Origin of the sequence: Actinosynnema sp. NPDC053489 (genome assembly GCF_044544865.1) — a bacterium.
Classification (GTDB): Bacteria; Actinomycetota; Actinomycetes; order Mycobacteriales; family Pseudonocardiaceae; genus Actinosynnema.
Genome location: NZ_JBITXT010000015.1, coordinates 101,109 through 115,657, shown reverse-complemented (window position 1 = coordinate 115,657; position 14,549 = coordinate 101,109). Strand labels below are relative to the sequence as shown.

Annotated in this window: 17 protein-coding genes; 10 read left to right on the top strand and 7 right to left on the bottom strand. The window is 73.6% G+C overall.

The window, feature by feature from the left end; translation table 11 throughout:
- Window position 1: 1 nt before the first annotated feature.
- Window positions 2–1,087, top strand: a complete 1,086-nt coding sequence (locus ACIGNX_RS29005) for a DUF2332 domain-containing protein (RefSeq protein ID WP_396543985.1) — start codon at window positions 2–4, stop codon at window positions 1,085–1,087.
- A 14-nt stretch (window positions 1,088–1,101) separates the two neighbouring features.
- Here ACIGNX_RS29005 and ACIGNX_RS29000 read toward each other — a convergent pair whose 3' ends face one another.
- Window positions 1,102–1,470 (bottom strand): NUDIX hydrolase, encoded by a 369-nt coding sequence (locus tag ACIGNX_RS29000; RefSeq protein WP_396544074.1) that lies wholly within the window; start codon window positions 1,468–1,470, stop codon window positions 1,102–1,104.
- A 187-nt stretch (window positions 1,471–1,657) separates the two neighbouring features.
- On the opposite strand from ACIGNX_RS29000, the gene ACIGNX_RS28995 reads away from it, so the two are divergent.
- The 5 genes from ACIGNX_RS28995 to ACIGNX_RS28975 all read left to right on the top strand — a co-directional run bounded on the left by ACIGNX_RS28995 (window position 1,658) and on the right by ACIGNX_RS28975 (window position 4,485).
- Entirely contained in the window at window positions 1,658–1,816 is a 159-nt protein-coding gene (locus ACIGNX_RS28995) for a hypothetical protein (protein ID WP_198932907.1), read from the top strand.
- A 38-nt stretch (window positions 1,817–1,854) separates the two neighbouring features.
- The gene (locus ACIGNX_RS28990) at window positions 1,855–2,415 is read left to right on the top strand and encodes a PH domain-containing protein (protein ID WP_360453820.1); all 561 of its coding nucleotides are present in this window, start codon (window positions 1,855–1,857) and stop codon (window positions 2,413–2,415) included.
- A 14-nt stretch (window positions 2,416–2,429) separates the two neighbouring features.
- On the top strand, window positions 2,430–3,287 hold the full coding sequence (locus ACIGNX_RS28985; RefSeq protein ID WP_396543984.1) for a PHP domain-containing protein: 858 nt from the start codon (window positions 2,430–2,432) through the stop codon (window positions 3,285–3,287).
- A gap of 78 nt (window positions 3,288–3,365) precedes the next feature.
- The gene (locus ACIGNX_RS28980) at window positions 3,366–4,172 is read left to right on the top strand and encodes a RecB family exonuclease (RefSeq protein ID WP_396544073.1); all 807 of its coding nucleotides are present in this window, start codon (window positions 3,366–3,368) and stop codon (window positions 4,170–4,172) included.
- 10 nt (window positions 4,173–4,182) lie between these two features.
- Window positions 4,183–4,485 (top strand): hypothetical protein, encoded by a 303-nt coding sequence (locus ACIGNX_RS28975; protein WP_396543983.1) that lies wholly within the window; start codon window positions 4,183–4,185, stop codon window positions 4,483–4,485.
- Window positions 4,486–4,558: 73 nt separating this feature from the next.
- Here the strand turns inward: ACIGNX_RS28975 and ACIGNX_RS28970 are convergent, their stop codons facing one another.
- From ACIGNX_RS28970 to ACIGNX_RS28955, 4 genes are all read right to left on the bottom strand, one after another.
- Window positions 4,559–5,050, bottom strand: coding sequence for a ricin-type beta-trefoil lectin domain protein (locus ACIGNX_RS28970; protein WP_396543982.1), 492 nt, complete (start codon window positions 5,048–5,050; stop codon window positions 4,559–4,561).
- Between the two features lie 195 nt (window positions 5,051–5,245).
- On the bottom strand, window positions 5,246–6,118 hold the full coding sequence (locus ACIGNX_RS28965; protein ID WP_396543981.1) for an alpha/beta fold hydrolase: 873 nt from the start codon (window positions 6,116–6,118) through the stop codon (window positions 5,246–5,248).
- Window positions 6,119–6,160: 42 nt separating this feature from the next.
- Window positions 6,161–7,537, bottom strand: coding sequence for a PQQ-binding-like beta-propeller repeat protein (locus ACIGNX_RS28960; RefSeq protein WP_396543980.1), 1,377 nt, complete (start codon window positions 7,535–7,537; stop codon window positions 6,161–6,163).
- A 1,024-nt stretch (window positions 7,538–8,561) separates the two neighbouring features.
- Window positions 8,562–10,241, bottom strand: a complete 1,680-nt coding sequence (locus ACIGNX_RS28955; protein WP_396543979.1) for a DEAD/DEAH box helicase — start codon at window positions 10,239–10,241, stop codon at window positions 8,562–8,564.
- Window positions 10,242–10,595: 354 nt separating this feature from the next.
- On the opposite strand from ACIGNX_RS28955, the gene ACIGNX_RS28950 reads away from it, so the two are divergent.
- Together ACIGNX_RS28950 and ACIGNX_RS28945 are read left to right on the top strand one after the other, a co-directional pair.
- Window positions 10,596–11,294: a ferritin-like fold-containing protein gene (locus tag ACIGNX_RS28950; RefSeq protein ID WP_396543978.1), complete on the top strand. Its 699-nt coding sequence runs from the start codon at window positions 10,596–10,598 to the stop codon at window positions 11,292–11,294.
- Between the two features lie 41 nt (window positions 11,295–11,335).
- Window positions 11,336–11,566, top strand: a complete 231-nt coding sequence (locus tag ACIGNX_RS28945; RefSeq protein WP_396543977.1) for a DUF3107 domain-containing protein — start codon at window positions 11,336–11,338, stop codon at window positions 11,564–11,566.
- Between the two features lie 74 nt (window positions 11,567–11,640).
- Here ACIGNX_RS28945 and ACIGNX_RS28940 read toward each other — a convergent pair whose 3' ends face one another.
- Window positions 11,641–11,946 carry a DUF4873 domain-containing protein gene (locus ACIGNX_RS28940; protein ID WP_396543976.1) on the bottom strand — a complete coding sequence of 102 codons (306 nt, stop codon included), beginning with the start codon at window positions 11,944–11,946 and terminating at the stop codon, window positions 11,641–11,643.
- A complete protein-coding gene (locus ACIGNX_RS28935; protein WP_396543975.1) occupies window positions 11,943–12,698 on the bottom strand; it encodes a TetR/AcrR family transcriptional regulator in 756 nt (251 codons plus the stop codon). The genes ACIGNX_RS28940 and ACIGNX_RS28935 overlap by 4 nt, the downstream gene beginning before the upstream one ends.
- 66 nt (window positions 12,699–12,764) lie before the next feature.
- On the opposite strand from ACIGNX_RS28935, the gene ACIGNX_RS28930 reads away from it, so the two are divergent.
- Window positions 12,765–13,664, top strand: coding sequence for a diiron oxygenase (locus ACIGNX_RS28930; RefSeq protein WP_396543974.1), 900 nt, complete (start codon window positions 12,765–12,767; stop codon window positions 13,662–13,664).
- Window positions 13,661–14,539 carry an alpha/beta fold hydrolase gene (locus ACIGNX_RS28925; protein WP_396543973.1) on the top strand — a complete coding sequence of 293 codons (879 nt, stop codon included), beginning with the start codon at window positions 13,661–13,663 and terminating at the stop codon, window positions 14,537–14,539. The genes ACIGNX_RS28930 and ACIGNX_RS28925 overlap by 4 nt, the downstream gene beginning before the upstream one ends.
- Window positions 14,540–14,549: the final 10 nt, after the last annotated feature.

Below are 14,549 nucleotides of genomic sequence, written 5' to 3'. Positions count from 1 at the left end.
CGTGACCTCGCTCGACCTCGTGCGGCGACGACTGGCCGGGTTCGCGCGCAGCGAGGCGCACGGCGTCTCGCCCCTGTACGAGCACCTGGCCGCGCACGCCGCCGACGACGCCGAGGTCGCCGGTCTGCTGACCGCCGCCCCGGAGCGGTTCGCCCACGCGACCCTGCTCCTGGCGGCGGCGCACCGGCTGGTGCAGGCCGAGCCGTTCCACGAGCTGTCGAACTACTACCCGTCGCTGGGCGGCACCTACGGCGCGGACGAGGGCACGTGGCGGCTGTTCCGCGACTTCGTGCTCCAGCGCGCGGACCGGATGCGGGAGCTGATCTCGACCCGGACCGTGCAGACCAACGAGGTGCGCCGGGCCGCCCTGCTCTACCCGGCGCTCGCCACGCTCAAGGGACCGGTCGGGCTGCTGGAGGTCGGCTGCTCGGCCGGCCTGCTGCTCGGCCTGGACCAGTACGGCTACCGCTACCAGACCCAGCAGGCCGGGCAGCTCGTCGGCGGGCCCGCCAAGGCCGCGCTGGGGCTGCACTGCGCGCTGGAGCCGGCGCCCGGCGCGGAGCTGCCGAAGATCCCGAAGGCGGTGAAGGTCGCCGCGAAGGTGGGGCTGGACCGGGCGCCCGCGGACCTGACCGACGAGGACACGTACGCGTGGCTGGAGGCGTGCGTGTGGGCCGACCAGCCGGAGCGGCTGCGGCTGTTCGGGGTGGCCGCGGCCGTGCAGCGCAAGTCGCCGCCGGAGTTCGTCGCCGGCGACGCCGTGGCGGACCTGGGCGAGGCCGCCGCGCGGGTGCCCGCCGACCTGCCCCTGGTGGTGCTGACCAGCAACGTCCTGCCGTACCTGGCGGGGGAGGAGTTCGTGGCGGCGCTGCGCGGCCTCGGCCGGCCGCTGTGGTGGCTCAGCCACGAGGGCTACGACGACGGCCTGGCGCACGTGCTGCCGGGGCGGGACGACCTGCGCCCCGGGCCGGACGAGCCGGCGTTCGGCGTGGTCGGGCTCGTCCGGGTCGAGGACGGCGAGGTCCGGTCGGCGCGGGCGGTGGCGAAAACCGCGCCGCACGGCCAAAGGGTGGTGTGGCTCCCCTGATCGGGGGATTTCGATCACCGGCGGGGGAGTTGGCCCCACGCCTCCAGGGTCTCGTGGAGCATCTCGGTGAGTGGAAGTGTGGCCAAGATCGCAGTGTCGACCCACCGGGCGTCGAGCGCGTCGTCACCCGCTCCGAGGACGCCGGATCGCACCTGGCAGGCGTAGTCGTGGATCTCGTACCAGCCGCGTGGCGCCGGACGGGTGACGCTCCCGACCCATGCCCCGACGGTCACGGAGAGTCCCGTTTCCTCGCGCAGTTCCCGCACGATTGCGGTCTCGTCGGACTCCCCGGGCTCGACTCGGCCACCCGGTAACGACCACAGTCCCTCACCTGGCGGATTGCGCCTGCGGACGAGCAGGAGTCGACCCTCCGAGTCGTGCACCACGCCCCCGACACAGCGGATCCGGGGCTCTCGTTCGGCCGTCACGATCACCAAGAGTAGTCACACCGGGTTGGCGGTGCAGCGCGCTGACCCAAGTGCGGTACAAATCTCCCGACGTGTCGCGGAGTGCGGTACAACGGTTTTCACTGGCGCCAAACGGGTGCGGTAGCGAACGGGGTTGATCACCGTGAATCTGAAGAAGATTCTCACCTTCGCCGGGGTCGGCTTGCTCCTGTTCTTCCTCATCGCGGAGCCGCAGCAGGCGGCTCAGCTGGTGCAGAACATCCTGGGCACGCTGCGGGACGCCGCTGAGGCGCTCATCACCTTCGTGAAACAATTGTTCTGAGTCGACCGGCTCCTCCCCCCACGGCGAGAGGTCGAAGCATGTTCGCACCACGGGACCCCGACGAGTACCTGCTCCCCACGGAGCGTCGGGTCATCCGGGTCCGCAGGCACTGGAGCAGTCTGCTCTGGGATCTCCTCGAGGCGGCGGCGCTGCTCGCCGGCGCGATGATGATCTCGTACCTGCTGCCCGACAACGCGGGCATCATCCAGAACATCCTCTGGTACGCCTCGCTGTTCGTGCTGCTCAGGCTGGCCTACTTCGTCATGGAGTGGTGGGTGGAGCGGATCGTCGTCACCGACAAGAGGTTCATGATCTCCTCGGGGGTCTTCGAGACCAAGGTCGCCATGATGCCGATCAGCAAGGTCACCGACCTGACCTACGAGCGCTCGGTGCTCGGGCGCATGTTCGGCTTCGGGACGCTCGTGGTCGAGTCGGCGGGTCAGATCCAGGCCCTCAACCGGATCGAGTACCTGCCCAACCCCGAGGAGGTCTACGACGCCATCTCGGAGTTGACCTTCGGCGACAAGAAGGCCCAGGCGGAGCGCTTCTCGATGATCAAGGCGCAGCGGGCGGCGCGCGGCAAGAAGATGGTGCCGTAGGTCAGACTGGGTGGGTGCGCATCGACCTGCACACCCACTCGACCGAGTCCGACGGCACCGACACGCCCGCGGAGTTGGTGGCGGCCGCGGCCGCCACCGGCCTGTCCGCGGTCGCGCTCACCGACCACGACACCGCGGCGGGCTGGACGGAGGCGGCCAACGCGCTGCCACCGGGCCTCAAGCTCGTGCGCGGCGCCGAGCTGTCCTGTGCCTCCGACGACGGCCGGGGCCGGGTCATCACCGTCCACCTGCTGGCCTACCTCTACGACCACACCTCGCCCGCGCTGGTCGAGGAGCAGCTCAGGCTGCGCCTGGAACGGCGGCAGCGGCTGCGCCGGATGGCCGAGCGGATGGTGGCCGACGGGTTCCCCATCGACCCGGACGAGCTGATGGCCGCCATGCCGGCCGACGCCCCCGCCGGGCGCCCCCACCTCGCGATGGCGCTGATCCGGGCGGGTGTGGTGGAGACGGTCGACGAGGCGTTCGCCCGCTACCTCACCGGCGGCCGGTACTACGTGCCGCGCACCGACACGCCCGTGGCGCGGGCGATCGAGATGATCGCCGAGGCGGGCGGGGTGACCGTGCTGGCGCACCCCTTCGCCGCCTCGCGCGGCCCGATCGTCACCGACCAGGTCGTCGCCGACCTCGCCGGGCTGGGCCTGGGCGGCGTCGAGGTGGACCACCCCGACCACGACCCCGCGACGCGGGCGCGGCTGCGCGGCCTGGCGGGGGAGCTGGGCCTGCTGACCACGGGGTCCAGCGACTACCACGGCACCAACAAGACGGTCCGCCTCGGCGCGGAGACGACGTCGCCCGAGGTGCTGGACGCCCTGGCGGACCGGGCGACCGGGTGCAAGGTGCTGGTCGGCTGAGGCGGCACCGCGAGGGCTGTCGGACCCCCTCGGTAGCGTGGTGGGGTGCAGGAGCAGCTCGGGTTCGACTTCGGCGCGATGCCGAAGAAGCTGGTGCGGGTGACGCCGGCCAAGCTCGCCACGTGGGCCGACTGCCCGCGCCGGTTCCGCATGGCCTACCTCGACCGGCCGTCGCCGCCCCGCGGCGGGGCGTGGGCGCACAACACGCTCGGCGCGGTCGTGCACAACGCGCTCAAGGCGCTGTTCGACCTGCCCGCCGAGCGCCGCACCCCCGAGCAGGCGGTGGCCCTGCTGCACCGGCAGTGGAAGAACGACGGGTTCCGCGACGCCGAGCAGGCCGCCGTGTACCGCGACCGGGCGGTCGGCTGGGTGCGCGACTACGTCGAGGGCCTCGACACGTCGATCGAACCGGTCGGCATCGAGCGCTGGGTGTCCACGCCCACGTCCCGGATCGTCGCCGAGGGCCGCGTCGACCGGATCGACCTGCGCGACGGCGAGCTGGTGATCGTCGACTACAAGACCGGCCGGCACGCGCTGACGGTGGACGACGCGCGCGGCTCGCAGGCCCTGGCGCTGTACGCGCTGGCCGCCCGCCGGACCCTGCGCAAGCCGTGCCGCCGGGTGGAGCTGCACCACCTGCCCACGGGCACGGTGTCGGTGTGGGAGCACACCGAGGAGAGCCTGGCGCGGCACGTGACCCGGGCCGAGGAGGCGGCGGACGACCTCCGGCTGGCCACCGACACCCTCGAAGCGGGCGGCGACCCGGAGGTGCTGTTCCCGCCGCGCACCGGCAGGCAGTGCACGTGGTGCGACTTCCGCAGGTCCTGCCCCGAGGGGCAGCGGGCCGCGCCGGCGCTCGACCCGTGGGCGCTGCTCGCGCCGTAGAGTTGGCCGCGTGACGATGGTGGACAGCGGACCCGAACCACGGCTGGCCAAGCTGTGGCGCGGCGTCAGCGGCGCGCTCGCCGTCGGCTTGGCGCTGCTGGCGTTGGCGATGATCGGCGTGCAGGTCTACGCCGGCGCGCACGACCTGCCCGGACCGGGAGCGGGTGCCGTGGCGGGCCACGTCGTGGCCGCCGCCGCGGCGGCGGGGGCCCAGGTGGTCGCCGACCGCCGGCGCGGCTGGGCGGTGGCGGTGTGCGGGCTCTTGGTGGTGCTGCTGGCGGCGGGCACCCTGTGGTTCTTCTGGTGGGCCTGACCTGACTGCGTGGCCCTGACCTGACCGCGGGGCGTCGATCGGGGCGCACCCGGCCGACGCCCCGCGGGACCCGTCAGACGCTGCCGATGATCCAGCGCTGGTCGTGCCGCTCGAAGTCGCAGTTGGCGAGCCGCAGCGGCGCGTAGGTGCCGTCGTGCGTGACGCAGAGCCCGGTGCCCTCCAGCTCGATCAGCCAGTACTCGTAGTCGCCGGACGGCGAGCCCTTCCACCGCTGCTCGGGCAGGTGCTCACACGCCCTGCCCGCCACCACGCCGTCGACCGCGGTCGCGCACCACCCGTACTCCCGGTCCAGGAACGTGCCGTCGTCCGAGATCGACCACTGCTGGTTGGCGCCGCCGTGGGAGGGGTGGGCGATGGTCGGGTAGATCGGGTCCCAGTCCCAGTTCGTCTGGTCCCACACGTCGTTCCGCACGGTGTAGCTCTGGATCCTGTACCAGGCCTGATCGGTGTCGGCCGGGTCGGCCTGGTCGGCGTAGGCGGTCGGCGCCACGAGCAGCGCCGAAGCCGCGATCGCCACGGCGGTGAGGATCCGTCGGAAAGCCATCGGTGTTCCTTCCTGTCGGGGTCGGACGCACCGAGTCAAAGGGCCCGGGACGAGCGCCGACGGGCGAGAAACACCATCAGGCTAGGCAACGACACGGCCCGGTGAACCTCTCGACGCACCTGTCACGCGCGGTCCGCCGCTGCCGTCACCGGAACCGGTGATCACCCGCCTGGCAGGAGTGAGACGACCGAAGGCTCAGGACAGCCACGCGCGCCAGGTCGGCAGCAGCGTGGCCAGCAGCGCGTCCGGGGCCTCGGTGTTCGGGCTGTGCATGACGCCCGACAGCACGGCGAAGTCGGCGTCCAACCGCTCGGCCATGTCCCGCTGGCTCGCCGCCGACCAGGCGTCGTCCAGGTCGCCGCACACCACCAGGCACGGGATGCCCGACTGCCGCATCACCCGCGCCAGCTTGGCCACCAGGTCCGGCTCGGTGCGCAGCGCCTCGCCCATGCCCAGCAGCCCGGCCGGCGACGACCGGACGAACCGCTCCCGGTAGAAGTCCTTCAGCTCCCGCGGCAGCGCCCGCCAGTTCGGGTTGAGCGCCTGCCGCGTCTCGTTGACCTCGTGCGACGCCTCGATGCCCTGCTCCCGCAGCACGACCTCGCCGTAGTCCAGGGCGGTGCGGCGCGCGCCCGGCGGCAGCTCCGACGGGCCGGACGCCATCAGCGTCAACCCCGACACCGGCGCACCCGCCAGCACCGCGCCCCGCGCGACCAGGCCGCCGAACGAGTGGCCGAGCAGCAGCACGCGCCTGCCCTCGGCGGCGAGCTTCGCCACGAGTTCGGCCACCACCTCGCCCAGCGCCGCGGGCCGGTAGTCCGACTCGGCCGGCGGGCCGGGCGACTCGTACTGGCCCGGCAGGTCGACCGCCACGACCTCGACGCCCGCGTCGGCGATCGGGTCGAGCAGCGGCGCGAAGTCCTCTTTGGACCCGGTGTAGCCGGGGACGAGCAGCGCGGTGGCGCCGAGGTCGTGACCGGCGGCGGGCACGTGCAGGGCCGCGATCGGGCCGTGCCTGCCGGGCAGGTCCACGCGTTGCGCCCGGTTCGGGCTGAACTGCGAGTGCACGTCTGGCAGTCTGCCCCACCGGCCGCGCGGGCGCGTGGCGCGTTACCGCAGTGCGACGAGCGTGTCCCCGCGCTGCTCCAGCACGACCGGCCCCTCGGTGGCCATCTCGACCGGGCCGGTGTGGCCCCCGCGGTCGACCGGGATCTCGGCGGCCTGCTCGCCGGTGACCTGGTCGAGCACCTTCAGCCCGCCCTCGACCGGCACCAGCAGCCGGCCGGCGAGCGTGGTGCCCGGGCCGAGGGTGTCGTTCGCCGTCCACAGGGGGTTCAGGTCGACGGGGGACAGGGCGACGGTCTTGGAGCCGGTGAACCAGTAGGTGTTCGCGGTGCTGGTGAACGTCGACGCCACCCGCCCGGGCGGGTCACCCGCCAGCTCGTCGGCCGAGACGTCCACCGGGTAGCTGCCGACCGCGGAGCCGGTCTCGGAGTCGAACACCACGATCCGGCCAGGGACGGCCAGCGCGACCCGGTTCGCGGTCACCGCGATCACCCGGGCCCCGGTCTCGCCCGTCACCGTGGTGGTGATGACCTGCGGCTCGTCGGACTTCTCCGGGTTCGGCTTGAGGATCGTGAGGCGGTCGGACGGGTCGAGCGAGGGGCAGCGCTCGATCAGCGCGATCTTGCCGCCGGTGACCGCGAACGAGTGGTAGGTGCAGCCGGTGCGCGGCTGCTTGTTCGGGTTCACGATGGCGCGCAGGGCGCCGTACTCCAGCGAGCGGACCAGGTCGTCGCGCCGGTAGACCTCGACGTACGTGCCGCCGGTGACCAGGACGTGCGAGCCCTCGTTCAGCAGGCGGGTGCCGAGTTCGGCGTCGCCGTTGCGCTGCGGGCCGCGCTTGCCGGAGGCGGTGTCGAGGGTCGTGACCTCGGAGCAGTTTGTGTCCTTGTGGTACACGGCGAAGACGCGGCCCCAGGCGGTGGAGACCGAGCACAGGGGCAGGTCGCGGGCGTAGCGCCAGCGGACGTCGCCGGTGAGCGCGTCGCGCCCGACCACCTCCCCGCCGTCCCCGGTGACCACCACGGAGTCGACGTTCACCGGCACGGGTGACGCCCCGTTGGGTGCCCGCCAGACCTCGGCCAGCGTCGGGGGCATGGCGGTGACGGGCTGCAACGGGGTGATCTCGGACGGCCCCGTCTGGCTGACGGTGTTGCGGACGTCGCTGGTGAGCCACAGCACGAGGCTCGCCACCACGACCGCCGCCACGACCACCGCCAGGCCGACGAAGTCGCCCTTCGTGCGCCACGACCGGGGCGGCGCCTGCTCGGCGTCGTCGTCCTGCGGCTCGACCCGCGGTTCGCCGGACTCGGCCAGGACGTCTTCCTCGTCCAGCACGACCTGCCCGTTCGACTCCGCCTGCTCCGGCTGGCCCACTGCCCGGCTCCCGATGTCGGTGATCTCTCGCGTTCGCTCTGGCGACATGCTGCCACCACGGGGAAGAGGTCGGTGTGAGGCGGCGGCACCGACCCGGGCCCGGCGGGAATCCCGCATCCGCCGGCGCGACCGACCCGCACCGGCCGCGGCTCGGCAGCCTATCCCGCCACGCCTCGATCGCGCGCCCACTCCCGCGCAACGACCCGCCCACCGCACACCTGCGGCCGGCACTCGCACGGGGGGCGGGGACAGGTTCGCGCTGGTGCCCGCACGGGCTGGGCGCGGGTTCGCGCTGGTGGCTGGGGGTGGGTGGCGTGGGTTCGCGCTGCTGGTCCTGGTGCATCGGCCGCGGTCCGACCGCCTGCCGGGCCCGAGCGTCGGGCTTCTTCGGGCTGCCTGGCCCGCCTGGCCTGCCGGGACTCGCCGCCGGCCGGAACCCATGCACCGGCCTGAGCCGCTCGCCGACCTGGCCTCGCCTGGCCGGGTCCCGCCTGCCCAGGACTCATCCGCGGATCAGGACCTGTCCGCTGACCGGGAACTTCCCGCCGGGCCCTACCGCTGACCGGACCTCCCGCTGACCGGACCTCCCGCTGACCGGACCTCCCGCTGACCGGACCTCCCGCTGACCGGATCTCCCGCTGACCGAGAGACCGTCCCGCTGGGCGGCTTCCTGCTGGGCACGGCCTTCCCGCTGGGCACGGCCTTCCCCTGGGCGGCCTTCCCACTGGGCACGGTCTGCGTGCTGGGCGGGCGCGCCCCGCTGGGCGGGGCGATCGCGCCGGGTGCGTCCCGGTTCGGCCGTCGCGTCCGGTGCGTTTCGCCCGTCGGCTCACTTGGCGGGGTGGCCGCCTGGCGGGGTGGCCGGTCGGCCGGTGGACCGGCTGGCCGGTGGACGGCCGGCCGATGGCGTTCGGGCGTGGGACCCGTCGTCGTGGCAGGCGGGGGTGGTTCGGGCGCTCCTCGTTTCAACCGAGGTGCGGTAACAGCGTTTCCGTACGTTTTCGGGCCATGATCACCCGATCGTGTTCGGTCGGGCAGCGCTCGTGGCCGCGCTGCCCGCCGCGATTCTCCCCTACTCCGCCGGAGTCGGCTCGCCGGACGCCGCGGACTCGCCGCCGCCCGTGCGGCGACGCCGGCGACGGCGCGGGCGGTCGCCCTCCGCGCCCGCGGCCGGTTCGGCCGCCGGAGCGCCCGCGGTCACCTCGGCCGACGACTCGGCCGCCTCGCCCGCCGCCACACCGGCGCGGCTCCGCCGGCGACGACGGGGACGGGTGCCGCCCTCCTCGCCCGAGCCCGAACCGGTGCCGGAACCGCCGGCCGCGCCCGAGCCCGAACCGGTCGCGCCGCCGGGGGCGCCACCGGGCTCGCCGGCGCCCTGGCCACCGTCACCCGACCGACCGCCGCGGCGGCGCTTGCGGGTCTTCTTCTCGTCCTTCAGGTTCTCCTCGGGCTCCGCGTCCAGCCCCGCGCGGGTCCGCAGCCCCAGCGGCAGGCGGCCCGTCGAGCCCGCCGGGATGTCCAGGTCGTCGAACAGGTGGTCGGACGTCGAGTACGTCTCCACCGGCTCCGGCTGGCCCAGGTCCAGCGCGTCGCTGATCATCTTCCAGCGCGGGGTCTCGTCCCAGTCGACCAGCGTGACCGCGACACCCGTCCGCCCCGCCCGACCGGTGCGGCCGATGCGGTGGACGTAGGTCTTCTCGTCCTCCGGGCACTGGTAGTTGATCACGTGCGTGACGCCCTCGACGTCGATGCCCCGGGCGGCCACGTCGGTCGCCACCAGCACGTCGATCTTGCCCGAGCGGAACGCCCGCAGCGCCTGCTCGCGCGCGCCCTGCCCCAGGTCCCCGTGCACGGCGGCGGCGGCGAAGCCGCGTTCCACCAGCTCGTCGGCGACCTTCTGGGCGGTGCGCTTGGTCCGGGTGAACACCATCGACAGGCCCCGGTCGCGGGCCTGGAGGGCGCGGGCCAGCAATTCTGACTTGTCCAGCGCGTGCGCGCGGTAGACGAACTGCTCGGTGCGCTCGTGGATCGCGCCCGCGTCGTTCTCCTCGGCGCGCACGTGCGTGGGCTGGTTGAGGAACGTGCGGGCCAGCGTGATGATCGGCCCCGGCATGGTCGCCGAGAACAGCATGGTCTGCCGCTCGTCGGGCACCATGCGCAGGATGCGCTCGATGTCGGGCAGGAACCCGAGGTCGAGCATCTCGTCGGCCTCGTCCAGCACCAGGCCGCGCACCTTGCCCAGCACGAGGTGGCGCTGCTCGGCGAGGTCCAGCAGCCGGCCGGGCGTGCCGACGACCACGTCGACGCCCTTGCGCAGCGCCGCGATCTGCGGCTCGTAGGGCCGGCCGCCGTAGATGGCCAGCACGCGGACGCCGAGGTGCTTGGACGCGTCGGTCAGGTCGTGGGTGACCTGCAGGCACAGCTCGCGCGTCGGCACGACGACCAGCGCCTGCGGCGTGCCGTCGCCCGGCACGGTGATCCGCTGGAGCAGCGGGATGCCGAAGCCGAGCGTCTTGCCGGTGCCCGTGCGGGCCTGCCCGATGACGTCCGCGCCGGCCAGCGCCAGCGGCAGGGTCAGCTCCTGGATGGCGAACGTGCGGTGGATGCCGGCCTCGGCCAGCGCCCGCACGATCTCCTCGCGCACGCCCAGCTCGCCGAACGTGGGCGAGTCGTTCTTCACCGGCGCGTCGGCCACCAGCGGGTGCGAGGTGTCCTCGGCGGGCAGCCCCGCCTCGCTGTGCTCCAGCCGCACGGGGTCGACCTGGGTCTCTTCGTTCGTCGCGGTCAGGGTGATCGCCTCTCTCGTACCAGCGCGCCACGGCCTGTACGGGCCGCTCGACCGCGTCACCGCCACTCGGGCCACCGGAAGGGGCCGGGCGGGTCGCGGGAGGGCCAGCGAGGTGTGTGCGCGCACCCTCTCCTGACGGCACGGTGCCGCCGCAGTGTCCACCGTCGGCACCGCTGCGAGCCCCCACTGGGCCGCGCCGCGCCGGGCGTCATCTGCCGAGTCTACCCGGCGGCTACGCCGATCGGGCCGGATCACGAGGTCGAGTGCGGTTTCGCGTGCCCGGGGTGTTGCCGACGACACCCGACTAGGCTTCGGGCCATGAGCGACCCGGGAGTGGACGAAGCGGTGGGTCAGGCGGTTGCGGTGGGTGACGGTGACCAGGTGGCGGAGGGTGTCGTCGACCTCCTCGGCGCGCTGGCCTACGGCGAGCTGTCGGCGTTCGACCGGCTCGCCGAGGACGCCCGCACCGCGCCCACGCTGGCCGGGCGCGCCGCGCTGTCGCGGATGGCGGCGGCCGAGATCGGCCACTACGGGCTGCTGGAGCGGTACCTGGCCGAGCGCGGCCACTCGCTGGAGGAGGCCATGCGGCCGTTCGCCGCGGGCTTCGACGCGTTCCACGCCTCGACCGCGCCGCGCACGTGGCTGGAGTCGCTGGTGAAGGCCTACGTCGGGGACGCGCTGGCGGCCGACTTCTACCGCGAGGTCGCCGAGTGGCTGGACGAGCCGACCAAGCGCCTGGTGCTCGCGGTGCTGGCCGACACGGGCCACTCGGCGTTCGCCGAGCGCGAAGTCCGGGCGGCGTGCGACGACGACCCGAAGTTGCGAGACCGGCTCACGTTGTGGGGTCGCCGGCTGCTCGGCGAGGCGTTGACGCAGGCCCAGTACGTGGTGGCGGAGCGGGACGGGCTCGCGGAGCTGATCGTGCGCGGCTCGGGCGACCTGGCGGGCATCGCGGCGCTGTTCCGGCGGCTCCAGCAGAGCCACACGCGCCGCATGACGGCGCTCGGGCTCGGCTAGGGTTGGTGTTCGAACGCCATCAACGCCGCACGGAGGTCAGCGTGGAGGTCAGGGTCGGGATCGCGGACAGCCCGCGGGAGCTCGTGGTGTCCAGCGGGCTCACCCCCGAGGAGGTCGAGTCTCAGGTCGCGGACGCGCTGAAGGCCGGCACCGGGCAGCTCGTGCTGGTCGACCAGAAGGGCGCCCGCTACGTGGTGCCGGCGGCGCGCATCGCGTACGTGGAGATCGGGCCCAGCGACTCGCGCCGGGTCGGGTTCGTCTCCGGCGACTGAGCGGCGCACGACGAGCTTGAAAGCGGAGGGGCACCCGGTCGGGTGCCCCTCCTCTCGTTCGCGCGCCGTCCCGGTCAGCCGACCGCGAACGGGGGCGTCGAGGTGCCCGCCACGCGGTAGCGCCGCCACGGGTCGGGGTCGGTCAGCGAGCCGGTCGCCGAGCCGTCGGGCGTGCGCAGCAGCGCGGACCGCGCGCCGCCCTCCACCAGCTCGGTGACCTCGTCGTTCGCGGCGATCCGGCCGTACCAGTGGTAGCGGCCGTCGATGGGCTGGAAGTAGCCGCGCAGCTCCACGCTCACCGGCACCTCCCGCTCGCCGGCGAACACCAGCACCGCGTCGCCGGTGTAGCCCTCCTCGTCGTGCCCGTGCTCCTCGCTCATCGCGCCTCCTCGACGTCCACGACCCGCAACCGGGGTCCTTCGTGCCCGTGGTCCCCGGCGGCCGGGTCGGCGGCGGCCGGGTCGGCGGTCAGCGGCGCGTCCGGGTCGAGTTCCACGCCCGCGGAGCGGAGCAGGCCGTCGATGGCGTGCCAGATGATCGTGGCCAGGTAGTCGCCCAGGCTCGCCCGCGTCATGGACTGCCGGTCGAGCCACCAGTCGCCCGCGTTCTGCACCATGCCGACCAGCGCGTGCGCCCACGGCTCCGCGCCGCCGGAGTCCATCCCGAACGCCCGCAGGTGATCGCCGAGCAGCCGGGCCAGGGCCGCCGCGATCAGCTGCTTGTCCTCGTTCACGACGTCCTGCTCGACCGGCCGGTCGGTGAACGACTTGCGCACCACGAACCGGTACAGGTTCGGGTGCTCCTCGATCACCGACAGGTAGGCGTCCACGATGCCCTTGATGCGGCCGCGGATCGGGCCGTCGTGCTCGATCGCCGGGCCCATCCGGTCCATCAGCATCTCGGTGCCGCGCCGGCCGACGGCCAGGTACAGGTCGGACTTGTCGGCGAAGTGCCGGTAGAGGACCGGCTTGCTCACGCCCGCCTCGGCGGCGATCTCGTCCATGCCCACGTCCGGGCCGTGCTCGGCGACCGCGCGGATGGTCGCCTCGACGAACTCGGCGCGCCGCGCCTCGCGGTGACCCTTCCACCGCTCCCGGCGCGCGTCCGGTCCGCCCTTGACAGTTCGAGCCATGTGAAGCACGCTACCAGAAGTAACTGTTACCTCAAGTCGCAGATAACTCCCCGGGGAGGACCGACGATGACCAGGACCTTGAAGGTCGCTGATCGCGAGAAGACCGCCGAGCGGCTGCTCAACTCCTCGGCCGACAAGTTCTACGACCCCGAGGTCGACATCGACTGGTCCGCGCCCCTGGTCGACGGCCTGCGGTACACGCCGGAGCACCGCTGCTCGCTGTACGGCACCGAGCTGTGGGAGCGGATGAGCCCCGAGCAGCGCGTCGACCTGTCCCGGCACGAGGTGGCCAGCGTCGCCAGCGTCGGGCTGTGGTTCGAGATCCTGCTGATGCAGATGCTGCTCAAGGAGGTCTACCGCTCCGACCCGACGACCAAGCACGCGCAGTACGCGCTGACCGAGGTCGCCGACGAGTGCCGGCACTCCACCATGTTCGCCCGGATGGTCGAGCGCATCGGCTGCCCGCCGTACGGCCCGCGCCAGTACACCCACCAGCTGGGCAAGCTGCTGCCGGTGATCGGCTACGGGCCCGCGCTGTACGGGTCGATCCTGGTCGCCGAGGAGATCCTCGACCGGTTGCAGCGCGAGACGATGGCCGACGAGACCGTGCAGCCGCTGGTGCGCATGGTCAACCGCATCCACGTGCTCGAAGAGGCCCGGCACGTGCGGTTCGCGCGCGAGGAGGTCGTGCGCGGGATGGAGCGGCTGACCCGCAAGGAGCTGCCCTACCAGCGCTGGCTGATCGCGACCACGTCCATGTTCATCACCCGGTCGCTGATCAACCCCGAGGTGTACGCCGCCGTCGGCCTGGACAAGGAGCAGGCGCACAAGGCCGCGCTGGGCAACCCGCACTGGCGGGAGAGCATCCGCTGGTCCGGCGAGCGGATCATGAAGTTCCTGGACGAGGTCGGGCTGGTCGGCGCGCCGGGCATGCGGGCGTGGCGCCGGTCGTTCCTGCTCGGATGACCGCCGGGACGGGCGCGCCGCGGGTCGACGGCCGGTTCGTGACCTCCGACGGCACCGCGCTGCACGTCGTCGACACCGGACCGCGGGACGCCGGGGTGACCACCGTGCTGCTGCACGGCTGGACGCTGGACCACACGTCGTGGGACCTCGTCGCGGCGCGCCTGCCGGGGCGCGTGCTGCGGTACGACCACCGGGGTCACGGCGGCTCCGGGCCCGGCCCCGCCGGGACGGCCACCATCGCGCGGTGCGCGGACGACCTGGCCGAGCTGCTCGCGGACCGCGTGCCGACCGGGCGGGTCGTGCTGGCCGGGCACTCCATGGGCGGCATGACGATCATGGCGTTGGCCGAGCAGCACCCCTCGCTGCTCGACCGCGTCGCCGGTGTCGTCCTGGTCGCCACGTCGTCGGGCGACCTCGCCGGGTCGACGCTGGGCCTGCCGGGCGTGCTCGGGCGGGCGTTCCTGGCGGGGGAGAAGGCCGTGAACCGGCGGATCGCCCGGCTGCGGCGGGCGGAGCTGCTCAAGCGCACCGGGGTCGCCCGGCCGGGGCTGCGGTGGCTGCTGTTCGGCAGGCGGCCGTCGTGGCGGCACGTGGCGGTGACGGCCGCGATGGTGGGCCGCTGCCACCCGGTCGCCATGGTCGCGTTCCGCGACTCGCTGGACGAGCACGACCGGCGCGAGGCGCTGGCCGCGCTGGCGGGCGTCCCCGCCGTGGTGCTGGCCGGCTCGCGGGACCGGCTGACGCCGCCGCGCCACGCCCGCGTGCTGGCCGACGGGCTGCCGCACGCCGAGCTGGTCATCCACCCGGGCGCGGGTCACATGCTGCCCCTGGAGCGGGCGGACGCGGTCGCGGCGCGCATCACCGCGCTGCTGTGACCGACCGGTG